This window comes from Micromonospora chersina, assembly GCF_900091475.1.
GTDB classification, from domain to species: Bacteria; Actinomycetota; Actinomycetes; order Mycobacteriales; family Micromonosporaceae; genus Micromonospora; species Micromonospora chersina.
The window spans coordinates 1,327,859-1,352,693 of the sequence record NZ_FMIB01000002.1; the positions used below are offsets into that span (position 1 = coordinate 1,327,859).

24 protein-coding genes are annotated in these 24,835 nt (G+C 75.0%); 12 read left to right on the forward strand and 12 right to left on the reverse strand.

The annotated features are described in order from the left end of the window. Positions 1-2 precede the first annotated feature (2 nt). Positions 3-311: a TraR/DksA family transcriptional regulator gene (locus GA0070603_RS06100; RefSeq protein WP_091308420.1), complete on the reverse strand. Its 309-nt coding sequence runs from the start codon at positions 309-311 to the stop codon at positions 3-5. A 489-nt stretch (positions 312-800) separates the two neighbouring features. On the opposite strand from GA0070603_RS06100, the gene GA0070603_RS06105 reads away from it, so the two are divergent. Next, a complete protein-coding gene (locus GA0070603_RS06105; RefSeq protein WP_167544508.1) occupies positions 801-1,556 on the forward strand; it encodes an AfsR/SARP family transcriptional regulator in 756 nt (251 codons plus the stop codon). On the opposite strand, the gene GA0070603_RS06110 is transcribed toward GA0070603_RS06105, so the two are convergent. The 3 genes from GA0070603_RS06110 to GA0070603_RS06120 form a co-directional block, all read right to left on the reverse strand. Beyond that, positions 1,487-2,290: an AfsR/SARP family transcriptional regulator gene (locus GA0070603_RS06110; protein WP_091308426.1), complete on the reverse strand. Its 804-nt coding sequence runs from the start codon at positions 2,288-2,290 to the stop codon at positions 1,487-1,489. The two genes, GA0070603_RS06105 and GA0070603_RS06110, sit on opposite strands and share 70 nt — an antisense overlap. 81 nt (positions 2,291-2,371) lie before the next feature. Further along, positions 2,372-2,746 carry a hypothetical protein gene (locus GA0070603_RS06115; RefSeq protein ID WP_091308430.1) on the reverse strand — a complete coding sequence of 125 codons (375 nt, stop codon included), beginning with the start codon at positions 2,744-2,746 and terminating at the stop codon, positions 2,372-2,374. Between the two features lie 27 nt (positions 2,747-2,773). After that, positions 2,774-2,989, reverse strand: coding sequence for a hypothetical protein (locus GA0070603_RS06120; RefSeq protein WP_139131833.1), 216 nt, complete (start codon positions 2,987-2,989; stop codon positions 2,774-2,776). 144 nt (positions 2,990-3,133) lie between these two features. Here GA0070603_RS06120 and GA0070603_RS06125 point away from each other — a divergent pair, with 144 nt between their 5' ends. The 7 genes from GA0070603_RS06125 (at position 3,134) to GA0070603_RS06155 (ending at position 10,566) form a co-directional block, all read left to right on the forward strand. Then, positions 3,134-3,574: a GNAT family N-acetyltransferase gene (locus GA0070603_RS06125; RefSeq protein WP_091308439.1), complete on the forward strand. Its 441-nt coding sequence runs from the start codon at positions 3,134-3,136 to the stop codon at positions 3,572-3,574. A gap of 151 nt (positions 3,575-3,725) precedes the next feature. Further along, complete coding sequence (locus GA0070603_RS06130) at positions 3,726-5,285, forward strand: phage tail sheath family protein (protein WP_091308442.1); 1,560 nt, start codon at positions 3,726-3,728, stop codon at positions 5,283-5,285. Between the two features lie 11 nt (positions 5,286-5,296). After that, a complete protein-coding gene (locus tag GA0070603_RS06135; protein WP_091261579.1) occupies positions 5,297-5,818 on the forward strand; it encodes a phage tail protein in 522 nt (173 codons plus the stop codon). A 5-nt stretch (positions 5,819-5,823) separates the two neighbouring features. Further along, the gene (locus GA0070603_RS06140) at positions 5,824-6,537 is read left to right on the forward strand and encodes a hypothetical protein (protein WP_091308446.1); all 714 of its coding nucleotides are present in this window, start codon (positions 5,824-5,826) and stop codon (positions 6,535-6,537) included. Beyond that, the gene (locus GA0070603_RS06145; RefSeq protein WP_091308449.1) at positions 6,534-7,412 is read left to right on the forward strand and encodes a hypothetical protein; all 879 of its coding nucleotides are present in this window, start codon (positions 6,534-6,536) and stop codon (positions 7,410-7,412) included. Before GA0070603_RS06140 ends, GA0070603_RS06145 begins: the two co-directional genes overlap by 4 nt. After that, a complete protein-coding gene (locus tag GA0070603_RS32345; protein ID WP_091308452.1) occupies positions 7,409-8,659 on the forward strand; it encodes a Pvc16 family protein in 1,251 nt (416 codons plus the stop codon). The genes GA0070603_RS06145 and GA0070603_RS32345 overlap by 4 nt, the downstream gene beginning before the upstream one ends. Next, complete coding sequence (locus GA0070603_RS06155; RefSeq protein WP_091308456.1) at positions 8,656-10,566, forward strand: ATP-binding protein; 1,911 nt, start codon at positions 8,656-8,658, stop codon at positions 10,564-10,566. The genes GA0070603_RS32345 and GA0070603_RS06155 overlap by 4 nt, the downstream gene beginning before the upstream one ends. 9 nt (positions 10,567-10,575) lie before the next feature. Here the strand turns inward: GA0070603_RS06155 and GA0070603_RS06160 are convergent, their stop codons facing one another. Further along, a complete protein-coding gene (locus tag GA0070603_RS06160) occupies positions 10,576-10,851 on the reverse strand; it encodes a DUF2283 domain-containing protein (RefSeq protein ID WP_091308459.1) in 276 nt (91 codons plus the stop codon). 198 nt (positions 10,852-11,049) lie between these two features. On the opposite strand from GA0070603_RS06160, the gene GA0070603_RS06165 reads away from it, so the two are divergent. Then, complete coding sequence (locus tag GA0070603_RS06165) at positions 11,050-11,544, forward strand: GNAT family N-acetyltransferase (RefSeq protein ID WP_091308463.1); 495 nt, start codon at positions 11,050-11,052, stop codon at positions 11,542-11,544. Between the two features lie 128 nt (positions 11,545-11,672). Further along, entirely contained in the window at positions 11,673-12,098 is a 426-nt protein-coding gene (locus tag GA0070603_RS06170; protein ID WP_091308467.1) for a hypothetical protein, read from the forward strand. Here the strand turns inward: GA0070603_RS06170 and GA0070603_RS06175 are convergent, their stop codons facing one another. Next, positions 12,099-13,085, reverse strand: coding sequence for an endonuclease/exonuclease/phosphatase family protein (locus GA0070603_RS06175; protein ID WP_425270500.1), 987 nt, complete (start codon positions 13,083-13,085; stop codon positions 12,099-12,101). A gap of 292 nt (positions 13,086-13,377) precedes the next feature. Further along, positions 13,378-13,899 carry a MarR family winged helix-turn-helix transcriptional regulator gene (locus tag GA0070603_RS06180; protein WP_091308474.1) on the reverse strand — a complete coding sequence of 174 codons (522 nt, stop codon included), beginning with the start codon at positions 13,897-13,899 and terminating at the stop codon, positions 13,378-13,380. An 88-nt stretch (positions 13,900-13,987) separates the two neighbouring features. Here GA0070603_RS06180 and GA0070603_RS06185 point away from each other — a divergent pair, with 88 nt between their 5' ends. Continuing rightward, entirely contained in the window at positions 13,988-14,575 is a 588-nt protein-coding gene (locus tag GA0070603_RS06185; RefSeq protein WP_091308476.1) for an NADPH-dependent FMN reductase, read from the forward strand. A 46-nt stretch (positions 14,576-14,621) separates the two neighbouring features. Here the strand turns inward: GA0070603_RS06185 and GA0070603_RS06190 are convergent, their stop codons facing one another. From GA0070603_RS06190 to GA0070603_RS06200, 3 genes are all read right to left on the reverse strand, one after another. Beyond that, positions 14,622-15,218 (reverse strand): TetR/AcrR family transcriptional regulator, encoded by a 597-nt coding sequence (locus GA0070603_RS06190; protein WP_091308478.1) that lies wholly within the window; start codon positions 15,216-15,218, stop codon positions 14,622-14,624. Next, positions 15,208-16,026 (reverse strand): SDR family NAD(P)-dependent oxidoreductase, encoded by an 819-nt coding sequence (locus tag GA0070603_RS06195; protein ID WP_091308479.1) that lies wholly within the window; start codon positions 16,024-16,026, stop codon positions 15,208-15,210. Before GA0070603_RS06195 ends, GA0070603_RS06190 begins: the two co-directional genes overlap by 11 nt. 107 nt (positions 16,027-16,133) lie before the next feature. After that, the gene (locus GA0070603_RS06200) at positions 16,134-16,751 is read right to left on the reverse strand and encodes a DinB family protein (RefSeq protein WP_091308481.1); all 618 of its coding nucleotides are present in this window, start codon (positions 16,749-16,751) and stop codon (positions 16,134-16,136) included. A gap of 178 nt (positions 16,752-16,929) precedes the next feature. Between GA0070603_RS06200 and GA0070603_RS06205 the strand changes: the two genes are divergently transcribed. Further along, a complete protein-coding gene (locus GA0070603_RS06205) occupies positions 16,930-17,133 on the forward strand; it encodes a hypothetical protein (RefSeq protein WP_091308482.1) in 204 nt (67 codons plus the stop codon). A 25-nt stretch (positions 17,134-17,158) separates the two neighbouring features. On the opposite strand, the gene GA0070603_RS06210 is transcribed toward GA0070603_RS06205, so the two are convergent. Beyond that, positions 17,159-21,760 carry an eCIS core domain-containing protein gene (locus GA0070603_RS06210; RefSeq protein WP_139131834.1) on the reverse strand — a complete coding sequence of 1,534 codons (4,602 nt, stop codon included), beginning with the start codon at positions 21,758-21,760 and terminating at the stop codon, positions 17,159-17,161. Beyond that, complete coding sequence (locus GA0070603_RS31420; protein WP_091308486.1) at positions 21,757-24,834, reverse strand: DUF6519 domain-containing protein; 3,078 nt, start codon at positions 24,832-24,834, stop codon at positions 21,757-21,759. The genes GA0070603_RS06210 and GA0070603_RS31420 overlap by 4 nt, the downstream gene beginning before the upstream one ends. Position 24,835: the final 1 nt, after the last annotated feature.

Consider the following 24,835-nt stretch of genomic DNA (forward strand, 5'->3'; position numbering starts at 1 on the left):
GGTCAGCCGTGCTTCTGCTGGCAGGGCACGCAGAAGGTGGCGTGCGGCAGCGCCTCCAGCCGCTCCACCGGGATCGGCCCGGCGCACCGCTGGCAGCGGCCGTAGCCGCCGTCGGCCATGCGGCGCAGCGCGTCGCCGATCTGCCCGAGGCTCTGCCGGGTGGCGGCGATCAGCGCGGCCCGGGTGTGCGCCTCGCCCGGGTCGCCGGTGTCCGCGGTGAGCTCGGTCAGCCGGGCCGTCTGCGCCGCGAAGTCCTCGGTCAGCGTGGCGCGCAGCCGGGTGAGCCGGTCGTCGTGCAGGTCGGTGCCCATTCAGATCCCCTCCAGGAAAAAGAAAAAGGGCCGAAGCCGGTTGGCTTCGCCCTGGGTGGCCGTACGCGGATGAACGGGATCCGGGTGGGCCACGGTCGGTGGGGATCGGGCTCGGGAGGCCGTGGATGGGCGCGACGGAGCGGGTGCCCGCCGGTCGGGCGGGCACCGTCTCGGGACGCCGGCGCTGGGCAGCAGCGGGCGCCGCCGTGGTGACGGCGGTCGCGGACAGCAGCCCGGCCGGGTACATCGGCCCACCATAGGCGACCCCGCGCGGTTCGCCAACGACTTTGCCCCTTCGCCTCCATGCCGGCCGGCGCGTCCGCCGGGGCAGCCGTTCGGCCGGTCTCCGCCGTCGATCGGAACCGGCCGCCGGGCCACGTGGACGAACGGGATGTCCGGCCACCGACAGGCCCGTTCCCGGCGACCCGCCGGCTGCGGTATTCGAGAGATGACCCTCCGCCCACACCCCGAGCAGAGCGGAGCGCCGACATGTGGATCACGACGGAACCAGCAGCGGCAGGCGTACCCCCGCAACGGGTCGGCTGGCGGCTTCGGCTGCTTGGCGGTTTCGGGCTCGACCGGGACGGCGATCCGGTCGCCCTGCCCGCGACGGCGCAGCGGCTGGTGGCCTTCCTGGCGGTGCGTGGCGCCTCGGACCGGGCGCGCACCGCCTGGTCAATGTGGGCCGGCAAGCCGGAGGAACGGGCGTCGGCGGACCTGCGCACGGCGCTGTGGCGGCTGCGCAAGGCCGCGCCGGAGCTGCTCGCGGACTCCACCGGCGCGCTCGCGCTGGCCTCCGGGGTGGTCGTGGACACCCGCGCGCTCGCCGCCCGCGGTCCGGTCGACCCGGCGTTCCTGCGCCGGCACGCCGCCGCCGGCTGCCCCGACCTGCTGCCCGGCTGGTACGACGACTGGGTGCTCATGCACCGGGAACTGCTGCGGCACCGGGCCCTGCGGGCGCTGGAGGACGCCGCCGCGGCGGCGATCCGGGCCGGTGACCCGGCCGCCGGGCTGGGCTGGGCGCTGGAGGCCGTGGCCGCCGACGCGCTGCGGGAGAGCGGCCACCGGCTGGTGCTCACCGCGATGCTGGCGAACGGGAACGTCAGCGACGCGCTGCGCCACGCCGACCTGGTGGTCCGGCTGCTCGCCGAGCAGTTGGGGGTGCGGCCCTCGGCTCAGCTCATGGCGTTGATCGAGGAGGCGCGCGGCCGGTCGGCGGTGGCCGCCGGCCGGGCGCGCGGATAGGCGTCGAGCAGTTCGGCCAGCCGTGGATCGGGTTCCATGTCCAGCTCGCGGGCCAGAAGCCGGCGGTAGGTGTCCAGGCCGCGCCGGCCCTCCACCCAGTTGCCCTCGGCCAGGTGGGCCTCCAGCAGCACCCGCTGGGCGCTCTCGCGCAGCGGCTCCGCCCCGGCGGCGGTCAGCGCCACCTCGACGGCCTCCGCGCAGCGGCCCGTGGTGACGAGGTGCCGGCTCATCGCCTCCATACCGTGCAGCACCCGCTGGCGGACGCGCTCCCGTTCGGTGAGCACCCAGTCGTCGTACCAGCCGGGGAGCAGGTCGAACAGGATGCCGCCGGTGGGCAGCGCGGTCAGGTCGGCGCCGGCCGGGCGGCCCGCGATCAGCCGGCCCGCCCAGGCGGTGACCAGGTCGATGTCGACAAGCACGCCGGGCCGGAACGCCAGGTGGTGCCGGTCCACCCCGATCAGGCCGACGTGCGCCTGGTTGAGCCGCCACAGCGCCGAGCGCAGGTTGCCGGCGGCGCGCGAGTCCGGGGCGTCCGGCCAGAGGGTGGCGGCGGCGTGGCCCCGGTCGAGGCGGCGGCGGTGCAGTGCCACGTAGACGAGCAGCCGCTTGCTGCCCTCGGGCACGTCGTACCAGCGGGTGCCGTGGCTGACCCGGACGTCACCGAGCAGCCGCAGCACCGGGCCGGCCCCGGCCGGCTGGTCGGCGACGAGGGCGTCGACGAAGTCGGCGGTCATCCGGGACCTCCCCTGCGGCGCGGGCCTGCCCCGGCAGGGTAGAACGCGCTGCGTCACCCCGGCGTCACATCGCCGCGGCCCTCACGGGGTGACGTCCCGGCCGACCAGGATGTCCAGCCGGGCCGGTTCGGCCGTGTCGTTGGTGAAGGTCAGGCTCGCCGGGTCCGCGCCGAGCAGCCGGGCCGCCCCGGCGCCCAGGAAGGCGTGCGCGCCGTCGAGCGCGATCGCCGTGCCGTCGATCTCGTACGACAGGTCGGCGCTGGGCGTGGCCGGCACGATCAGCACCATGCCGACCCGCTCGGTGCCGGCGGGCACCAGATCCACCTGCTGGCTCTCCCCGGCCGCGATCTCGACCGAGACCTTGTCGTACGCCTCGACGTCGACGACGCCGGTGGCCGCGATCTGCGGCCCGTGGGCCACGCGGACCTGGAGGCTCCAGTTGATCTTCTCGGTCATGTGCCTTCCCTGGGTCGGGCGGTGGGGTCACCGCGGTTGGTGACCGGCGAGGATGTCCACCAGTCGGCTGCGCACCACCTCGACGACCGCGTCCGGCGAGGTCACCGCCCGGCTCTCCGACCGGCCGCCGGCCAGGTCGACGCAGCTCGTCACCAGGGCGCGGAAGCCCAGCTCGTCCGGCCGGTCCTCGAACCACACCCGGACGACCACCACCCCACCGCGGTCCGGGTCAGGGGTTGTCACGGGAGCGCCTCCGGGGCGGGAGTCTGGTGCGCGGGCCGACCCAGCCTGCCGCCCGCCCGTCACCGGCCCGTGCCCACCGCGTCACCGAACCACCTGGCGCCCGCTCCCGGCCAGCCGCCCGCTCGGGGCAGTAGTTTGGCGATCATGGCGGACTGGAAGATTCGGCCGGCTTCACGGGACGACGTCGAAGTGGTGGCCGAGTTGCGGGCCGTGGTGCTGAGGGCGGATCTGGAGCGGCTCGGGCGGTACGACGAGCAGCGGGTCCGGCAGCGACTGCGGGACGGGTTCGCGCCCGCCCACACCTGGGTGATCGAGGTGGGCGGCGCGTTCGCCGGCTGCGTGTCGCTGCGGCCGGCCGAGGACGCCCACTGGCTGGAGCATTTCTACCTGGCACCGCACCTGCAGGGCAGCGGCATCGGTGCGGACGTGCTGCGTCGGCTGCTGGAGCGGTGCGACCGCGAGGGCAGCCTGGTTCGGCTGAACGTGCTGCAGGGCAGCCCGGCCCGACGGCTGTACGAGCGGCACGGATTCACAGCCGAGACCGAGGACCCGGTGGACGTGTTCATGGTGCGCGAGCCGAGGTAGCGCCGGCCCGACCCTCCGGCCTCCCGCGACGCGGACCGTACCCACAGCCACCGAGATCCGGGGGCGACACGGCCGGGTGACGGCGCGGTGACGGGCGGGCGGCACAGTCGCGCCAGCGGCGTACGGCCGCCCGTGGAGTCGAGGAGTCGTCATGGCGGCAACGCTCAGCCATCCCGGGGTGTACATCCAGGAGATACCCGGCGGCAGTCGCACCATCACCGGCGTCGCCACGGCCGTGGCCGCGTTCGTCGGGCGGGCGCTGCGCGGGCCGGTGGACGTGCCGGTGGCCATCTCCTCGTACGCGGAGTTCGAACGCACCTTCGGCGGCCTGTGGCGGGACAGCGGCCTCGGCTACGCCGTCCGCGACTTCTACCTCAACGGCGGCAACCAGGCCGTGATCGTGCGGCTGGCCCGCGACGCCACCAGCGCGCAGCTCGACCTGAACGGCGCGCTGACCCTCGACGCGGTGGGGCCGGGCGGCTGGGGCAACGGGCTGCACGCCGAGGTGACGCACGCGTCCGGCGAGGAGGCCACCACTGTCGCCGACCAGCAGGGCGTGGACGCCGACGAGCTGTTCCACCTGACCGTGCGGGAGGGCCCGGCGGAGAACCCGGTGCTGGTCGAGACGTACCCGAACGTGACCCTGGTGGACGGGCCGCGCCGGGTGGACACCGTGCTGGCCGCGTCCCGGCTGGTCCGGGTGGGCACGGCGCCCGCGCTGCCCGGCACGGGCCGTCCCGACGCGGGCGGCTACGACGTGGACACCGCCGACCCGGCGGCCACCGGCACCGACGGGACGCACCTGACCGCCGCCGAGTACACCGACGGGGGTGCCCTGGAGGGCACCAAGCAGGGCATCTACGCGCTGCGCGACGCCGAGCTGTTCACCCTGCTGTGCCTGCCGCCGTCGGTGCCCGACCAGGCCCTCGACGACACCGTGTGGGCCGACGCGCTGGACTTCTGCGTACGCCAGCGGGCCTTCCTGCTTGTCGACCCGCCGCCCACCGAGACCGCCGACACGGTGCGGGCCTGGGTCGGCGCCCGGGGGCTCACGGCCAACGGCCGCAACGGGGCGCTCTACTTCCCGCGGGTGCGCCGGCCCGACCCGCTGCGCGCCGGCGCGGTCCGCGAGTTCGCGCCGTGCGGCGCGGTCGCCGGGGTGATGGCCCGCACCGACGCGGCGCGCGGCGTGTGGAAGGCGCCCGCCGGCGTGGAGGCCGCCCTCGCCGGGGTGACCGGGCCGGCGCTCGCGCTCACCGACGGCGAGAACGGAAGCCTCAACCCGTACGCGGTGAACTGCCTGCGCACCTTCCGGGCCACCGGGACGCTGGTCTGGGGCGCGCGGACGCTGCGCGGCGCGGACGTGCTCGCCGACGAGTACCGGTACGTGCCGGTGCGGCGGCTGGCGCTCTTCCTGGAGGAGACGCTGGTCCGGGCCACCCAGTGGGTGGTGTTCGAGCCCAACGACGAGCCGCTGTGGGCGCAGATGCGCGCCTCCATCGGCGGGTTCCTCCAGGACCTGTTCCGGCAGGGCGCCTTCCAGGGCCGCACCCCGCGGGAGGCGTACTTCGTCAAGTGCGACAGCGAGACCACCACGCAGTACGACATCGACCGGGGGGTGTTGAACGTCCTGGTCGGCTTCGCGGCCGTCAAACCGGCCGAGTTCGTGGTGATCGGCATCCAGCAGCGGACCGCGGCCGCGGCGACCTAGGAGGGGCGGGCATGGCCGAGTTCACGGTCAACGCGCAGCGCTTCGACCCGTACAAGAACTTCAAGTTCCGGGCGAAGTGGGACGGGCGATACGTCGCCGGGATCAGCAAGATCGGCACGCTGAAGCGGAGCACGGAGGTGGTCACCCACCGGCACGGCGGCGATCCGAGCAGCAGCCGCAAGTCGCCGGGGCGCACCGAGTACGACGCGATCGTGCTGGAGCGCGGCGTCACCCACGACCCGGACTTCGAGCAGTGGGCCAACAAGGTGTGGAACTACGGCTCCGGGCTGGGCGCGGAGACCTCCCTGGCGGACTTCCGCAAGGACATCATCATCGAGATGTACAACGAGGCCGGGCAGCTGGTCATCGCGTACAAGGTCTACCGGTGCTGGGTGTCGGAGTGGGTCGCGCTGCCCGAACTGGACGCGAACGCCAACGCGGTGGCCATCCAGAGCATCAAGCTGGAGAACGAGGGCTGGGAACGCGACTACACGGTGGCCGAGCCGGCCGAGCCGTCCTTCGTCGAACCCTGACCGCCATGACCACGCTGGACGACCCCGGCCGGCTCCTCGCGGTCTGGGAGGCCGCCGCCACCGCCCCGCCGGCCGCCCGGGGCCCGGTGCTGCTGCACGCCGCCGGGCTCCTGCCCGACCTCGACGCCGCCCTGGATCTCTCGGTCGGGACGGTCGCCGCGCTGGCCGCCCGGCTGCACGCCGACACCTTCGGCGACCCGGTCGACGCCGTGCTCACCTGCGCCTGTGGGGAGGTCCTCGACGTGGCGCTGCCCCTGGCGCCGGTCGCCGCGCTGCCGGCCGGCGACGCCGGGACGGTCGCCGACGGCACGCTGCGGGTCCGCGCCCCCACCGCCCGGGACCTGCTGGCCGCCGGGTGCTCCGAGGACCCGCTGGGCACGCTGCTGGCCCGCTGCGTCCGGGACGCCGCCGACCGGCCCGTCGCCCCCGGCGAGCTGACCGCCGAGCAGCGCGCGGCCGTCGACGCCGCCGCCGAGGAACTGGCCGGCGCGGCCGCCGTGGTGCTGCGGACCCGCTGCCCCGGCTGCGGGGAGACCGTCGTCGCCGCGCTGGACGTGGCGGAGCTGCTGTGGGAGCGGGTCGCCGGCCGCGCCCCGGCCGTGCTGGCCGAGGTGGCGACCCTGGCCGCCGCGTACGGCTGGGCCGAGGCCGACATCCTCGCCCTGCCGGCCGGGCGGCGGCGCGCGTACCTGGCCCTCACGGCGGGGCGGGCGGCGTGAGCGGCGACGGCGGCTTCTTCGCCCGGCTGGCGCGGCAGGCCACCGGTCGGGAGCCGCTGGTCCGGCTCCGCGCCCCGCAACCCTTCGAGGTCGCGTGGCCCGACCCGCCGGCCGACCTGCCGGTCGAGGCGCCCGCGTCGTCGCCCGAGCCCGCCGCGCCGGCGTCGCGGGCGGTCCCGGACCGGCCGGCCGCGCGATCCGTCACGGCGGCCGGCCGCACCGGGCCGGTGCCGGCCGCCCCGGACCAGCCGCGGTCGCACCGGTCGTGGTCGGACCGGTCGCGGGTGGACCCGACACCGCCGGCCACGGCTTCCGAGACCGCCCCGGACCGGGCCGCCGCGCGGGCGGAGCCGGCCGGCCCGGCACGCCGCGAGCCGAACGGCCCGGCGGTCACGGACCCACCCGCCGCCACTCCCCCGGTGGCCGCCCCACCACCGGAGGTCGCCCGGCCGGCCGCCGTGGTCCCGGCCGCGCCGCCGGCCCCGGCGCCCGCCGCCCGCCGTCCCGCCCCCGGTCCGGTACGCGCCGCCGCGCCGGACCTGGCCCGGCTGCTGCGGGAACGCCTCGGCCCGGCGCTGGTCGCCCGGCGTGCCGTGGAGCCCGGGGAGCGCCTCGTCTTCGTAAACCGGCCGGCCCCGGCCGCCACGCCGCCCCGGCCCGGCACCGCCGAGGTGCGCACCGGCCCGATCCGTCCCGCGCCGGCCGTGCCACCCGGAGCGGCCGAGGACCCACCGCCGCCCGGCGACGTCCACCTGCACATCGACCGGGTCGTGGTGACCCGCGCGCCCAGCCCGCCGCCGCCCGCGCCGGCGCCACCGGCCCGCTCCACCGTGGACCACGCCGCGTACCTCGCCCGCCGCCGGGAGGGCCGATGAGCAACAGCCTCGCCATCGCCGCCGTCACCTCGACCCTGCGGTACGTCCTCGAACGGGCCCTCGACGCCACCCACCCCGGGCCGGTCGGCGGCGCCACCGTGACCACGCTGCGCCCCAACCAGCTCTCCGACACCGCCCTGGTCACCGCGCCCGGCATCAACATCTACCTGTACGACGTGCGCCCCAACCACGCCTGGAACCTCAGCGACCTGCCCACCCGGGGCCGCGACGGCGGCTTCACCCGCCGGCCGGTCGCCGCGCTCGACCTGTACTACCTGCTCACCTGCTACGGCGAGGCCGAGTCCCTCGACGCGCAGCGGCTGCTCGGCCGGGCCGTGCTCGCCCTCGCGGTCACCCCGACGCTGACCCGGGACGTGGTCACCGCCGCGATCGACCTGTACGCCGACGACGTGCCGACCGCCTTCCTCGCCGAGTCCGACCTGGCCGACCAGGTCGAGCGGGTCAAGGTCGCCCCGTACACGCTGTCGGTGGAGGAGATGTCGAAGCTGTGGGCCACCTTCGCCACCCCGCACCAGCTGTCCCAGACGTACGTGGCGACGGCCGCGCTCGTCGAAGCCGACGTCACCCCGCGCCGGGCGCTGCCGGTGCGGCAGCGCCCCGTCACCGTCCTGGCCGGCGGCCCCACCGTGCTGACCGCCCTGGTCACCGACCCGCCCGGCGGGACCGCCGCCACCGGCGACCGGGTCGAGCTGCGCGGCGCCGGGCTGCGCGGCCGCCCCGGGCAGACCACCCGAGTCCACGTCGGACCGGCCACCCTCACTCCTGACCCCGGCGGCACCGACAGCGCCCTCGCCGTCACCCTCGACGGCACCGTGCCGGCCGGGCTGCACGGCGTACGGGTCGCGCACGTCACGCCGGCCGCCGGTGGCGCGCCCGCCCGGGTCACCGCAGGCTCCAACGCCCTGCCGCTGCTGGTCCGCCCGACCGCCTCGGTGGTGGACGGCCCGCCCGACATCGTGCTCGGGGTGGACCCGCCGCTGATGCCCCGGCAGCGGGCCACCGTCCTGCTCAGCCGGCTCACCCCCGGCCCGGCCGGCGAGCCGGACGCCCTCGCCATCCGGCTCGCCCCGCTCGCTCCCGACGCCGCCCCGCAGGACCGGCTCGCCCTCGCCACCGGCGACGTGCCCAGCGGCGACTGGCTCGTCCGGGTGCAGGTCGACGGGGTGGACAGCCTGCCCGACCTGGTCGGAGAGGTTTACGGCGCGCCCGCCCTGACCGTGCCGTGACCGCCGCCGACCGCCAGGCCCGCCCGGCCGACCCGCCCGGCGTGTCCTGGGACGAGGCGAACCGGCTCGCGCTCGTCGCCGAACTGGACGTGCTGCGGGTGCGGCTCGTCGCGTACCCGGGGGAACCCGACCGGGCCGAACTCGCCGCGGCGGAGGGCCGGCTCGCGGCGGCCCGCGCGCTGCTCGACCGGCCCACGGCGCTCGACGCGCTCGCCGCCGCCCTGCGGCTCACCGGCTTCGAACGGGCGGTGCTGCTACTGGCCACCGGCCCCGAGCTGGCCGGCGAGGTCGCCGACGAACTCACCGCCGCGCACGGGCAGCCCCGCCCCACCTTCGGCCTCGCCCTGGCCGCGCTGCCCGGCGCGCACTGGAGCGCTCTCACGCCGGACGCCCCGCTGCGCCGCTGGAACCTGGTCCGCCTGCTCGACCCGGACACCCCCACCGGCAGCCCGCTGGTCATCGAGGAACGGGTGCTGCACCACCTCATGGGCGTGCGCTACCTCGAACCCGACCTCGCCGCCGTGGCCCGACCCGTCCCGCCGCCCGCCGCGCTGCCGCCCGCGTTCGCCGCCGTCGCCGCCACCATCCGCACCGTCTGGGAACATGGCCGCCCCGCCGTGCTCCAGGGGCCGCAGCCGGCCAACCTGCCGGTCGTCGCGGCCGCCGCGGCAGACGCCGCCGGCTGCGAGCTGCGGCTGGTCGCGGTGGCCGACCTCCCCTCCGCGGTACGCGACCGGGACCGGCTGCTGCGCCTGATCGGGCGGGAGAGCCTGCTCGCGCCGGCCGCGTGGGCGTTCGACGCCGACGGGGCCCGCCCCGAGGACGCCCGCGCGCTGGTCCGCGCCCTCGGCACGCTGCCCGCCCCGGTCGCCGTGCTGGGCGCCGTGGACACCGTGCTGGCCGACGGCGTGCTGGTCGGCGTACCCCGGTTGCCCATCGCCGAACGCGCGACGGCGCTGGACGCCGCGCTCGACCGGCACCTGGCGGACCGGGCGGCGGGCGAGGCGGCCGCGGTGGCCGGGGTGTTCGACCTGGCCCTGCCCGACCTGGAACTGGCCGCCGGGGACGCGGCCGCCGGCACGCCGCTGTGGCAGGCGTGCCGGGCCCGCTCCCGCAGCCGCTACGGCGGGCAGGCCCGGGTGGTCCGGCCCCGCGCCCGCTGGGCCGACCTGGTGCTGCCGGACACCCACGTGGCGCAGCTGCGGTCGCTGGTCGCCGCCGTGCACCACCGCACCCGGGTGCTGCACGAGTGGGGATTCGCCGACCGGAGCAGCCGCGGACTGGGCACCGCCGCGCTCTTCGCCGGGCCCAGCGGCACCGGCAAGACCCTCGCCGCCGAGGTGATCGCCCGGGAGCTGGGCCTGGACCTGGTGGTGGTCGACCTCAGCCAGGTGGTCAGCAAGTTCATCGGCGAGACGGAGAAGAACCTGAGCCGGGTCTTCGACGCCGCCGAGGACGGCGCGGCAGTGCTGCTGTTCGACGAGGCGGACACCCTGTTCGGCAAGCGCACCGAGGTACGCGACAGCCACGACCGGTACGCCAACCTGGAGGTCGGCTACATGCTCCAGCGGATGGAGTCGTTCACCGGGCTGGCCATCCTCACCACCAACGCCCGGTCCGTGCTGGACCAGGCGTTCCTGCGCCGGCTGCGGCTCGTGGTGACGTTCCCGTACCCGGACCGGGCCGCCCGGGAGACCATGTGGCGGCGGGCGTTCCCGGCGGGTGTGCCGGCCGACATCGATCCGGAACGGCTGGCCGCCGTGGACCTGCCCGGGGGCGGGATCGCCGCGGCGGCGCTGACCGCGGCGTACCTGGGTGCGGACGGGGAGCGGATCACCGGGGAGCAGGTGGCCACGGCGACCCGGTGGGAGCTGGCCAAGAACGGCCGCTCCCTGGGCGGCCGCTGACCCCTTCGGTCAGTGGCGTCGGCATTCGCTCTCTGCCTGCTCCTGGGTCGGGTTCGAGATCGCCCGCAGGAGCGTGGGCGGTAGCCGCTTGCCGGCGTTGAGGATTTCCAGGCCGACGACATGCCCCTGGGCGTTGACGTCGAGGTTGTACATGCCTTCATCAGTGTCGAAGGGCACCACGCGCTGCACCCCACCCGCCGGCACAGGGCAATCGAGATAGATATAGGCCGCATCAGCGTCGCTGTCGTAGGTGCAGACCAGCGCGACCCGTGTCTCTGCGTACATGGCCGTCAGGCTGGCACACGGTTGGCGACTCGCACCTCCGACGGTCGGCCGCCTGCCGGTTTGTCGGGCTCCACTAGTCGCGTGACGGATCAATCTCGGGTGACAGGTGACAGCTCGCCGTCCGACAGCGCCTACTCGTCACACCGTGTCACCGGATACCGGGTTGCCTGCTCGCCATGCCTGCGGAACCCTCTCCGCATGATCGAAACACGCGTGCTCGGCGAGGGCGATTGGAAGTCGTGGCGGGAACTGCGGCTTGCTGCGCTGGCGGAGGCTGGGCATGCCTTCGGCGCCCAGCTGGCGGACTGGCAGGGCGACGGCGACCGAGAGGAACGCTGGCGTGGGCGGCTGTCCATCCCCGGCTCGTACAACATCTTGGCCATGCTCGACGGGCAACCCGTCGGAATGGCGAGCGGGGTGCCGACCGATCACGACGGGGTCGTCGAGCTGATCTCGATGTACGTGGCACCTGTGGGACGCGGCCAAGGCGTGGGCGACCACCTCGTGCAGGCGGTCGAGCAGTGGGCCCGGCTGGTGGGCGCGCGGACGCTGCGGCTGGGCGTGGTTGAGGGCAACACGAACGCCTGGGGGCTCTACCAGCGGAACGGTTTCCGTGACACCGATGAACTGGGCGACCTCATGCCCGACGGCGTGCGCCGCGAGCACATCATGGCCAAGAACCTCCTGGGTTAGCGGCGGGCCCGGTCGACGGCCTCCGATCGGAGGTCGCACAGTCGGGTAACCACGAACCGGCCATCGCGTGGTGGGGCCTTGATGCGTCCCCGCCGAAGTCTCGGCGCGCCTGGTTAGGCTGCGCGGCTATGGACATCGCTGAGTGCGTCACCCGCAGCTGCACGACCGGGTGGCTGGACTGGATCCATGGCGAGCTGTGGCTCACACCCACTGGACTGCTCCGACGGCGGCTCACCCTCGAGGAGTCCCGTTCGCATGGATTCGGGCCCACAGTGACGGAGCCGTTGGGACGAGCCGACGTCGCCGAATTCGACCTGGAGCGCCTGCCGGCCGAGCACCCGACGAACAAGGTCATACTCTTTGCAGAGGTCTCGCACGCTCGATTGGTTCGGGGCGTCACCGCTCACGGCCTGCGGCTGCGGATGCGCGACGGCGAGCGGCACAAACTGCTGTGGTTGACCCGGGACCCCGCATACCGAATCCTTGGTGAGGCATTGCAAGCCGCGCTCGGGGATCGGCTGCATCAGGCTGCGGGGCGGCTTCGGAAGGCGTGATCAGAGCGCGATTCGGGCCGCTGTCGGCAGGTGGTCGCTGCCGGTGGCCGGCAGCACCCACGAGCTCCCGGCCTTCACGCCTCTCACCAGGATCTGGTCGATCCGCACCACCGGGAACTTCGCCGGCCAGGTGAAGCCGAAGCCGTTCCCGGCCGCGTCCTGGGCCGACCGCAGCTGCGAGGTGATGCTGGCGAACGCGCGGTCGTCAATGGTGCCGTTCAGGTCGCCGAGCAGCACCACCCGCTCGTTCTGCTCGGCGGCGATGGCCTCGCCGAGCGCCTGGGCATTTCTGTCCCGGTGGGCCGTCCAGAAGCCCGCCCTGGGATTCACCCGCGCGGACCCCAGGTGGGCCACATACACCGCCAGGGGGCCCTGATGCGTGGCCACCGTGGTGCGCAGCGCCCGGTTGTAGGCCATCTTGATGTCGAGCGGCTTGGTGTCCCCCAGCGGCCCGGCGTCCATCTTGGTGTCGACTGGCTGGGTGTCCGACAGCGGCAGCTTGCTCCACAGCCCGACCGTGCCCTGCACCGTGTGGTAGGGGTACGCCTTCGCCAACTCCGTCTCGTACGTGCCCCGGGCCTCCTCGGTCAGCTCCACCAGGGCCAGCACGTCCGCCCCGGAGGCGGCCAGGTCGCGCGCGGTGCCGGCCGGGTCGGGATTGCCGGCGCCGACGTTGTGCTCGGCCACGGTGAGGCCGCCGCCCGGGTGGGACCTGTCGCCGAGCAACCCGCCGAAGAGGTTCAGCCACACGATCACCGGCAGCAGCAGCGCGGCCACCGCGGAGGCGGATCGGCGCCACAGCGCCGCGATCAGCAGGACGGGGATGAACAGACCGAACCACGGCAGGAAGGTCTCCACCAAACTGCCCAGATTCCCGATCCGGTTCGGGATCCTGGCGTGCAGCAGCATGAGCAGCCCGAGCAGCAGCGCCAGCGCCGTGAGCACCGGGCCGCGCTTCCAGGGGCCCGGCCGGGAGGCAGCGCGTATCGCCGGGCCGATGCGCGCGCGCCAGGTCCCGGCGCCGGTATCCCGGCGCCCGGCGCCGCCCTGCCCGCTTCCCGCCGTGTCCACCTGCGCCATCGCCTGTCCTCGCTCACCGCCGGCCACTGCCGCATCCTCGGGTCCTGGATGCCGGGCTACATTCTCGGTCAGCAGACCTCGTCGATTGCCTCGGGCCGCAATTCGTCGTAGTGCCAGGCCTCGTTGCCGCCGACATCCGACGTGGCTGGGGAGGCGCGGTCCGTGCGATCTGATCCCATCCAAAGAACGCCAGAGGGGTTCAGCGTTCGAGTCCCTGGCGGCCGGCCTGGGCTGCGGCGCGCGGAGCCGGGCCGCCGGTGCGGGAGATGCCCGTAAGTCCAGCGGCGTCGGCCACCCGCTCGGCGATGGCCGTGAGGTGGGTCAGGTCGTGCTGGTCGAGCTGGTCGAACAGCACCCGGCGGACCGTCTCGACGTGCCCCGGCGCGGCGGCGGTGATCGCCGTACGCCCGAGGTCGGTGAGGTGGACCAGCGTGCCACGCCGGTCCGTCGTGCTGCCGGACCGCGCGACGAGCCCGCGCTGTTCCATGCGCCGGAGCTGGTGGGCGATGCGGCTGCGGTCCCAGCCGATCTGCGCGGCCAGGTCCCGTACGCGCAGTGCTTCCCCGCTCTGGGAGAGCGGGGCCAGGACGTCGTATTCGGCGGGCGACAGGCCGGCCTCGGCGAGCTGACCGTCGATGGCGACGTCGATGGCGCGCCGCATGCGCAGGAAGGCCAGCCACAGGCGTTGTTCCTCGGGGTTCAGCCACCGCGGTTGGGTCATGCGTCACAGTCTACGCCGGATTGCTGACACGTCAGCAATCCGGCGGTTAGGTTGCTGATACGTCAGCGACTTCTCGAGGAAGCGGAACATGACCACCTTGCAGATCATCATTGCCAGCACCCGGCCGGGCCGGCTCGGCCTGCCGGTCGCCGAGTGGATCCACGCCGCGGCGGTCAAGCACGGCGGCTTCGACCAGGTGGAACTCGTCGACCTCGCCGAGTGGAACCTGCCGTTCATGGACGAGCCGCACCACCCGCGCCTGCGCCGCTACGAGCACCAGCACACCCGCGACTGGAGCGCCACGATCGACCGGGCCGACGCGTTCCTGATCGTCATGCCCGAGTACAACTACGGCTACACGGCCCCGCTGAAGAACGCCATCGACTACCTCGCGCACGAGTGGGCCTACAAGCCGGTCGGCCTGGTCAGCTACGGCGGTGTCAGTGCCGGCACCCGCGCCGCGCAAATGATCAAGCAGGTGCTGACCACGCTGAAGATGACGCCGATCCCCGAGGCCGTGCACATCCCGTTCGTCGCCCAGTTCGTCGACGAGGACGGCGCGCTGCGACCCAACGAGACCATGGACGCCAGCGCCGAGGCGATGCTCGACGAACTGGTGCACTGGACCGCGGCCCTGGCCCCGCTCCGTGCACGAGCACGGCAACAGGCGGCCTGATGATGGTGCTCGACGGCGACTGATCAGCCACCTCCGCGCCCCGGGCTCAGTCTGGGGCGAGGGAGCGCCAGATCCGGTCGGGCAGGACGCGGGCGGCCTGCCCGAGATCGATGCCGGGCACGCCGGCGAGCCACCGGCGTGCCGTCTCCGCCACCGGGCCGATCATCAGCATCTCGACCAGGGGCTCCGGCAGGGTGGCGATCTCGCCGGCCGCCATGCGCGGCCGCAGCCAGCCGGCGACGGCCGCCATGCGCGGCGCCTTGGCCGCGGCGACCTGTTCGGCGTGCGCGGCCAGGTAGCCGGTGTAGGCCGAGTCGTGGATGAACCGCGCCGCGGCCGGGTTGTCCTCGGTGAAGCGCAGGTAGGCCACCACGATGGCGCGGACGCCGGTGCGGGCCGTCCGGGCCCGGCCGAGCGCCGCGATCAGCTCGTCGAACAGCGCCGCCATGCACCGGCTGTACAGCGCCGCGGCCAGACCGTCGAAACTGCCGAAGTGGTGGTAGAGACTCCCGAGGCTCACGCCGCTGGCCGTGGTCACCGCGTTGACCGTGAAGCCGGGCTGGCCGGCGGCGTCGAACACGTCGAGCGCCGCGGCGAGCAGCCGCTCGGCGGTCGCCTCGCCCCGCTGCTGCTTAGGCGACATGCGCCATCCCCTGATCCCACAGTCGTCGCGCCAGAGCGGGATCGTCCGCCACCGGCGCGAGCGGTGCCGGACGGTCGCCGTCGAAGTAGCGACCGGAGCGCTCACCGGGCGCGAACGCCAGCCGCACCACCGGCGCCGCGCCGGCCTCCGGAGTGGCCCACCGGCGCTTGACCACCTTGAGCAGGAGGCCCAGCACTCCGCCGGAATCGCCCAGCCCGGTCCTGATGACGCCGGGATGCACCGCGTCGATGGTCACGCCGGTGTTCGCCCAGTGCTGCGCGAACAGTGGCACGGTGAGCAGGTTCGCGAGCTTGGTGTCGCAGTAGGTGCGCATCCGGTGGAAGTCCGCACCCCAGGGCGTCCGGTCCGGATCCACCCTGCCCTTGACGTAGAGGCCGGCGCTGACCTGGACCACCCTGCGCAGCCGAGTCTCCAGCAGGTGGTTGAGCAGGAACGGCGCCAGGTGGTTCACCGCGAACGACTGCTCGTACCCGTCCTCGGTGCGTATCAGCCGGGTCGGCCAGACACCGGCGTTGTGCACCAGCACGTCGATCCGCTCGCAGCGGTCGCTCAGCTCGGCCGCGACGGCCCGGACGGACGACACCACCGACAGGTCGCCCACCACCAGCTCCGCCGAACCGGCCGCGCCGCCCGGGGACGCCCGCAGCGCCGCCAGGGCCTGCTCGCCCCGCGCCGGATCCCTGGTCACCAGCACCACGCGGCAGCCTCGTCGCATCAGTTCCCCGGCCACCGCGAACCCGATGCCGCGATTGGCCCCGGTCACGACCGCCGTCACCGTCTCCGCCATGGCCGCAGCCTAGGCCCGAACTAGAGCAGATTTCTAGAACCGATTTCGGCATCGCTGGGATCAACCTCCCCGGAGGACGTGATCCCGGAAAAGCAACGTGCCGTGGTTCAGCCTTGTGTGAGGGGAAGGCCGTCGTGACCGGAGCCCGCGGCGGCTGCCTTGGCGGCCCGCTCGATCCTCGCGCACCGCGCCGCCAGGAAGTCCTTGTCGGTCGGTTCCAGGTGCGCGTACTCGGCCATCGCCCCGGTGGAGCCGTCGAGTTGTTCGCGGAGGATGTCGGCGTGTCCGGCGTGCCGGCTGGTCTCGGTGAGCACGTGGACCAGGATGTTGAACAGCTTCACGTTCGGACGTGGCCACCAGGGCACATGACCGGGCGCGTCGATGGCGAGGGCGTCGATCGTCGCGTCCGAGTGCGCCCAGACCCGCCGATAGCGGTCGATGATCTCCTCGCGCGTCTCGTGCTCGCTCGCCCACATGTCGGTGTCGTCGTGGGCGGCGTCGTCCCACCTGGGCAGGGACTCGGGGAACGGCCGGCCGAAGACCTCGCCGAAATACCTGGCCTCGCAGGTCGACAGGTGCTTGACCAGGCCGAGCAGGTTGGTGCCGGTCACGGTCAGGGGTCGGCGCACGTCGTACTCGGACAGCCCGTCGAGCTTCCACAGCATCGTCTCGCGGATGTCGCGCAGATCGTGGTGCAGGTACTCTTTCGCGAACTCATCGATCATGGGTCACGACCCTGCCATGCGGTGTTTGTCGGCGCAGCCCCGTGTGCAGCACCCTTACGCATGGGAGGGCTGGCCGTGCCGATGGCGGCGATCGCCTGAGGGCGCCCGGCTACGGCCTGCTGGCGTCGGCGCCTTCGGGGCGTTGACCGGCCGGTGGGTGAGGGCGGATCGTGGCCGCATGGAGAGTGTGGATCCGGGCGGGCCGCCGACTGACGCCGAGATCCGGCACGGCCAGCGGAGCTGGACGGTGTGGCGGCAGGACGACAACGGCAACCGCTATGTGGTCTCCCGACACGACACCCGGGCGGAGGCGGACTCGGTGGCCGCCACGATGGAAGCACGAGGCCACAAGCAGACCTACTGGGTCGTCCGATCAGCCTGACCCGGCTGCGGCCCACGGGGGCATGTCAGAGAGCGCCGGTCACGTACCGGAAGCGGCCTCCCAGCTCCGTGACGAGCAGGTCGAGTTCGGCGCGGGCGGCGTCGTCGAGCGCGCCGGTGATACGCCACTCGACGCGGGCGTCGACGAACCTGGTGAGGAGTTCGATGTCCTTGTCGATCTGCGTCCGGTAACCCTCGGTGAGCCGGAACATCCGCACGTTCTTGCTCTCGCGCAGCACCACCGTCGAGCCGTCCACGAACATGTGGTCGATGTACCGGCCGCCGCCGCGACCGGTCGGCAGGAACACCTGGGCGGCGCCCTCCGGCGGGAACTGGCGCGCGAAGTCGACCAGGCTGCGTTCGCCGCTGAGGAGTTCGGCTCGCAGCTCTGCCTGCCGTGCCGGTGACACGACGTCGCTGGCGCGTCTCGGTACGGTCGGGGCGACCTCCAGGGCGTGCCGGGCCTCGCCGACGGTGCCGCGGGCCCCGCTCTCGATCGGCGGCGCGCCGCGCGGGCGGTCCAACGGGGAAAGCCCTTCCGCGGCCGCCCGGGGGTCGACGCCGCGGCTCGGCATCTGCGCCTGGTCGAACAGGTCCGCCACGCCGCGTCCGCCGCGGTTGGTCAGTTCCTCCTCCAGGGCCGCCGCGGCCCGGGCCGCGCCCTCTGCGTCCGTCTGGGCCATCCGGGCGATCCGGCGGAACCGGGCCCGGACGGCAGGGTTGGCGTCCAGCACGTCCTGGAAGTTCTCGGTGATGCGCGACAGCGTGTCGCGGGTCGACCGGAATCCGGTGGTGTAGCCGCCGAGGTCGTGGTGGCTGGCGATCAACTCGATCCGGTAGGCGCCAGGTCCGGTCGGCACGGCCTCGAACGTGTCGATCCACCGGTAGCGGCGCTTGAGCAGCATCAGCTCGGCGAGCAGTGCGGGGACCGGCGTGTCCACCCGGTCGTTCGCCGCCTTGATGAAGCGGGCAGCTCCGATCGCCTCCGGAAGTTGGGCCAGCTTGGCGGCGTCGTCGGCGACTCTCGGCACGCCGGGCTCGTCGGCCGCGCGGACCACGCCCTCGCCCAGCTCGTCGGCCTCCCGGGTGGCGGCGCCCTCGGCGCCCTCGCGGCCGGCCCGGGCGCCACCGGCCTCGGTGGCCTCGCGGGCGGCGCGGGCCTCGGCCGCCTCCCGGCCGGTGCGGGACGCGCCGGTCGCCGCGCCCTCCCGAGCCACGCCGGCCTCGACGGCCTCCCGGGCGGTGCGGGACGCCCCGGTCTCGGCGCCCTCCCGGGCGGCCCGGCTCGCGGCGAGGGCCGCCTCGTCGCCCAGGCCGAGCATCCTCCCGGCCAGCCCCTCGACCCGTTCGAGGAGCCCGGCGGCGAAGCGGAACCGGCTGAGGAAGCCGCGCGCGGCGCCGATGCCCCGCATGAGCGGCCCGCGCAGCGGGCGCAGCGCCCGGCCGAGCACGCCGAGCAGTTCGCCGCCGAGGTCGAGGAAGCGAAGCAGGTAGACCAGCAGGGTGCGCAGCCCCGGCTCGACGGCCTTGAGGGCGGCGTAGTTGCCGGCGCTGAAGTAGATGATGGCGGCCTGGAGCAGCAGGAACCCGGCCACGAAGCCGATCTTCCGGCCCAGCTCGAAGTCGGGCAGCATGATGAATTCGAGCAGCGCGTCGGCGGCCCGCGCGCCGAGCGACTGGGCGCCGGCCACCATGGCCGCCCAGGCGTCGCCGAGGAGCTGGGCCAGCCCGCCCACGGTGGCGCCCTCGCTCTGCACCTCGCCGCGCATCTCGGTCTCCAGCGTGACCGGGTCGAGGTCGGCCTCCACCCCGCCGGCCGCCGCCTGGGCCAGGGCGCCGGCCGGCAGCGCCGCGACGATCTGCGCGTCGGTGGGTTCGCCGGGCACGGCCGCCAGCTCCACCGCCGCGCCGGCCGCCCCGCCGCCGACCGCCGTCGGGCCTGCGGCGACGGCGGGGACGGCGGCGGCCGTCGGGCCGGTGCCGGCCGCCGGAGCGGCGGTGACCGTCGGAGCGGCGAGGGCAGCGGTCGTCGCGGTGGGGCCGGCACCGGCCGCCGCGAGCGCCGGGGCGGCCGTCGAGGCCGCCGCCGCGCCGACGCCGGGCGCCGTGGCGGCCACACCCGACGCCGGCGGGACGGAGCCGGCGGTGACGGGAACGGAGACCGCCGCGGTGGTGGCCGCGCTCGGCGAGGCCGCAGTGGGTGCCGGCCCGGCGGCGCCGGCCCGTCCGCCCACGGCCGGCGGGGCGCGGACCAGGGCCATGCCCGGGGCGTACGACTGGACCACCCGGGCCACGGCTCGGGCGGCGGCCACCAGGAGCTGGGCCAGCATGAACAGGAGCCGGAACGGGTCGATGATGCCGTCGACGACGCCCTGCACGATGCCCCACGCCATGCCGGCCACGAAGGACACGCCCCCGCCGGCGGCCAGGTTGGCGATCTTGTTGCTGGCGTCGATGCGCTGCTGGTCGCCGATCCGCTCGCCGTAGCGCAGCTGGGTGAGGAAGCCGACGACGCCCTCGCGCAGCAGCGCGCCGAGCGGGCCCAGGCCGGTGAGCAGGGTGGGCAGCGCGCCGATCGCCACGATGAGCAGGTCGAGCACGAAGTTGATCACGGGCGGTTTGAGGTCGTCCGGGCAGAGCAGCCAGATGACCGCGCCGATGACGATCGGCAGCATGAGTGGGTTGGCGACCACCACGGCCAGCCGGACCAGGAAGTCCAGGATGGGCTGGAAGATGGCGACCAGCGCGTCGAAGACGGCGTGCAGGGCCTCGGTGAGCCCGCTGAACCCGCCGCGTGCCCAGGCGGCCATCCGGGTGAACTGGTTGGCCACGCCGGTGAGCAGGGTGGACACCGCGGTGAGGCAGGTGCTGGCGCCGAACGCGCCGAGCACACCGCCCATGGCGGTGCCGACCTGGCCGGCCACGTCGGCGAGCCAGGCCGCCGCGGCCGCGAGGGTGCTGGCCGCGCCGGTGACCGCGCCGATCACGGTGGGCAGGATGCGGTCCTGGAGCACCTGCCGGGCGGCGACGAGGATCTCGCGGGTGTTCCAGTTCTCCCAGAGCCAGGTCAGCCCGTCCCACAGCGGCGGGAGCACCTGCGTCAGCACCACCACGGGGCCGAGCGGGGAGAGCAGGACCAGGATGCCGCCGACCACCATGAGCGGCGTACGGATCGGTTCGATGGTGGCCCGCAGGGTCTCCCAGGCCGAGTTCGCGAGGTTGGCAAGCCAGCTGCGGGCGCCCTCGGTGCTGTCCCAGGCGAGACCGAACTGGGTGCAGAGCCAGTCCCAGGCGTACGACGCGCCGGCGCGGATGGGCGCCGTGAGGTCCCACAGCCAGCCACCCAGCCGGGTGAAGGACTCCCAGACGGCGCCGCCGGCCGCGCCGAGCAGGTCCAGCGCGGGGACCGCGAGGTGGTCCCAGAGCCCGGTGAAGACCTCGTTGACGGTGTCCGCGACGGTGCGCAGGTTCCGGATGATCGGGCCGTCCCACTCCTGGAGGGCGGCCACCACCGGGCGCAGCAGGGCGCCGACGGCGGACCGGGCGGCGCCGCCGAGGCGGGCCTGGACGTCGCGGACGCCCTGGGCGAGCCCGGTGAAGGTGGACTCGATGGCGGACATCGGGTCGAAGTCGGCGAGGCCGGCGAGCAGCCGGCCGAGCAGCGCGTTGACGCCGGTGCAGAGCAGCTCGCGCAGCCGGACCAGCGCGCCGCCGCGGAGGAACTCCAGCAGGCCGGGCGCGAGCCGGTCGACGACCGCGGAGGCCGCCTCCAGGGCGGTCCCGGCGATCTCCCCGCCCACGTCGAGGGCGGTGTCGAGCGCGCCACGGCCCAGGGCGGCGGCGTCGCTCGCGGTGTCGGAGACGAACCGGCCCACGGGGGTGTCGGCGAGCGCGAAGCACTGCACGCCGAGCGGCGCGGACCGGGCCGGGGTGGCCGGTGGGCCGCGACCGGGGTGCTCGGTGGCCCCGCCGGCCGGGGCGGGCACGGGACGGGCCTGCTGGCGGACGTGGGCCAACTCGTGGGCGAGCACCAGCTCCCGGCCGGGCGCGCCGCCCGGCCCGGCCCCGGCGCCGAGGACCACGTGGTTGCCGTACGTGAACGCGTGCGCCCGCCGTTCCTTGGCGGCCAGCTTCGCGGCGAGACCGTCGTGCAGGCGCACCCCGGTCAGATCCATGCCGAGCGCCGGCTCGTAGCGGGCGCGTTCGGCGCCGGTCAGCGGCCGGCCGCCGCCCAGCCGCGGGTCGGGCACGGTGGCGAGCCGGGCGACCGGCCGGGCGGCGGCGGCCGGCGACGCGGGCCGGGCGGCGGCGGCCTGGATGGGTCGGGCGGCGGTGGCGTGCGTGGGCCGGGCGGCGGTGGTGTCGGCGGGCCGGCCGGCGGTGGCAAGCGTGGGTCGGGCGGCGGTGCCGTGAGTGGGTCGGGCGGCGACGAGGCGGGCGGCGGTGGCGTGGGCGTCGTGTTCGGCGGCCGGGTCGGGCGGGGCGTGCACGGGGATGCGGGCCACGCTGTGGGTGCTGCGGGCCGGCCGGCTCGACCGCCGCTCCGGCCGTTCCGCCTCCGGGCGGGCGCGCTCGGGCTCGTCCCGGTCAGCCGACCGGGACGGCTGGGCCGCCTCCGCCACCCTCACACGCCCACGTTCCCCTCGTCGCGCCACGAGCCGGTGCCGTCGACAAGCACCGGACCGGTGGTGCAGACATTGTCCCGCGCCACCCACAACGCGGGCGAGCCCGACGGGCCGGGTACCACGCGGATGCCGAGCACGGTGCCGTCGAAGGTGTTCGCGGCGGCGACCGCGTGCGGGCCGAGCCGGCCGGCGCAGAGCAGCCCCTGCACGGGGTACCCGGGCTTGGCGCCGGCCAGGTCGACGACGTTGGACGACACGTCGAGGCGGTGGCAGTCCCCGACGTAGATCCCCTGGTGCAGGAAGGCGGTGGCGGCCTGCGCCGGCGGGGCGACGGTGTTGCCGGTGATCCACGTCCGGCGTACCGTCTCGCGCTCCTCGTCCGGGTCGCCCAGGGCGACGCTGATGCCGGTGAGCGCGCCCGTGACGGTGTTGTCGCGGACCCGGACGTCGGCGGCGGTGGTCCCCGCGATCGTGATGCCGGCGGTGGCCGTCGCCTCGGCGGCGAATTCCTCGGCGACGCGGCGCAGCCAGGCGGCGAACCGGGTCCGCTCGTCGAAGAACCGGGAGTCCGGGTTGTGCCGGACCAGGTCGTCGCGGACCACGTCCTGGAGCTCCTCGACGGTCCGGACCTGCTGGTCGCCGAGGTACGCGGTCCAGCCCTTGGAGTCGTCGATCTCCGAGCCGAAGCGCAGGTTGCGGGTCTCCACGAGCGACGACCAGCCCTTGCGCAGGCCGAGGGCATCCTCCCCGGCGAGCAGCGGGTGCACGGCGCGCCGGGCGATCCGCCGGGCGAAGCGGGGGTCGGCGAGCCATTCGAGGAACCGCTTCTCCGGGTCGGCGCCCGGGTCGGCGGTGGCCAGCACGTCGCAGCCGACCACGTCGGTACGCCGGCTGTGCAGCACCAGCACGCCGGTCTGCGCGTGCCCCGCCTCGACGCGGCAGTCCCGGACCACGGTGCGCTCCACCGGCCGGCCGCCCTCGGTGTCGTCGCCGCGGACGGTGATCCCGCTGGCCACGGCGGCCGGGGCGTCGCCGATCTCGGCGTGGACCCGTTCGACGAGGACCAGGCCGGTGCGCTGGATGTCGAGGGCACCGTTGCGCTTGTCGCTCTCGACCGGCACGGCCGCCACGGACAGGTCGCGGACCTGCACCTCGCCGCAGTCGACGAAGCGCAGCGCCGACTCGGCGGCGGAGACGATCCGGGTGGCGGAGCCGACCCCGGTGATCAGCACGCAGGAGACCCCGGTCAGCACGGCGGGCTCGTCCAGCGTCCACTCCCCCGCGGTCAGGCAGAGCGCCAGCGCGGTGACCCCGGACAGGTCGGCGAGGAGTTGCACGAGGTCGGTCTCGGGGCGTACGACCAGGCAGACCGTGCCGCCCTCGTCGCGGCGGCCGGTGACACGGACCTCGGCGTCGACGGGGGCGTCGGCGTCGTCGAGCCGGACCGCGGTGAGGACCCGGGTGGCCGGGCCGGTGCCGGGCAGCAGCCAGCGTACGTCGATCTGCCCGCGCGGGTCGGTCTCCAGGACCACCTGGGCCGGGTCGGCGGCGGTGGGTACGCCGGTGGCCAGGTGCCCGTCGGCGGCGGTGAACCGGACCCGGGCGCGGTGCACCGGGCGGCCGCCGTTGCGGACCACCACCCGCACCGGCTCGGGCAGCGGCTGGCCGGGCGGGGCCTCCTGGCCGTCGCCGCCGAGCAGGTCGAGGGTGACCAGGTCGGTCAGCGGCGGGGTGAGCTTGCGGCAGTCGTCGTCGAGCGCCCAACGGCCGGCGCCGCCGACGGTGGTGCGGCGCAGCATGCCGAGCACCGCGACGTGGTGCACCGGGCCCAGCGGCGGCCGGGCGAGGGGGTTGCCGAGGCCGTCGGTGGGCCAGTCGATGGTGCCGGAGAGGGCGCTGACGCCGTAGACGAGGCGGACCGTGCGGGCGGGGATCAGCCAGTGGTCGCCGACCCGGAAGTCGCCGGCGCCGAACCGCACCTCGATGCCGGCGTCGTCCAGTTCGTCGGGGCTGGCGTTCGCCACCTGGGCCGGGCCGTCCCAGCGCCGGACGATCGGGGTGCGGCCGAGGGCGGCGAGGCTGGCCGGCGCGCCGGCGGCCCACGTCACCGGCAGCGTGGTCCCGTCCGGGGCGCCCGCGGTGGCCAGGTGCCCGGGCCGCCCGTGCAGCTCCCGGTCGGGGCTGGTCACCTCGACGAGGTCACCCTCCCGGAAGGACAGTTCCTCGTCCCGGCCGACCCGGTCCAGGCTCAGCTCGGCGTCCATACCGGCCGCGGCGGCGGCCGCCGAGGGCGGGCCGATGGCGGTCAGCCCGGCCACCACGCTGCCGTTCTCCCGCGACCAGAGGTAGCGGGCCGTGCCGTCGGTGGCCACGTCGTGCACCTGCACGCGGTAGAGCTGGTTCTCCAGCCGGCGGTAGCCGCCGGAGCCGCTGAGCCGGCACGGGTCGGCGGTCGGGTCCACCTCGCGCAGCGCGGCGGTCATGGTGGGTGCGGTCCGGCCGCCCCACACCGGGTCGACCACGGTCGCGCAGGCCGTGCCGGCGGCCACCTTGACCAACCGGACCTGCCAGACCGTGCGGGCCCGGGTGGTGGTGTCCGGGCCGCCGAGGGCGGACTCCCGCAGCCGGGGCGCCTGGTCGGCGGTGACGTGCTGGTCGGCGACGTCGAGCAGGACGGCGTACCGGCCGTCGGCGGTGGGCTCGGGCAGCCCGGGCAGGTCGCCGACCTTGGGCAGGTACGGCTGGTCGGCGAGCTTGTGCCCGGGCCCGCCGCCGGCCGGCGGGAGGGCGTCGACAAGCACCCCGTCCACGTAGTAGCGGCCGGGGGTGATCCGCAGGTCGGCCCAGGCGGTCGCCGTGGGGGTGGCGCCGGCGGTGTCCACCACCGCGAAGCCGGCCCCGTCGAGCGGCCCGCCGGCCGCGCCGACGATGTCGCGGGTGCGTTCCTCGTCGTGCCAGGCGGTGATCTTCGTCTGCTCGTTCCACTCGGCGTCGAGCAGCATCCGGCCCTGCTGCAACAGCACCTGGCGGTAGCCGTCGCGCGGGTCGAACGTCCAGCGGGTGAAGTCTCCCTGCACG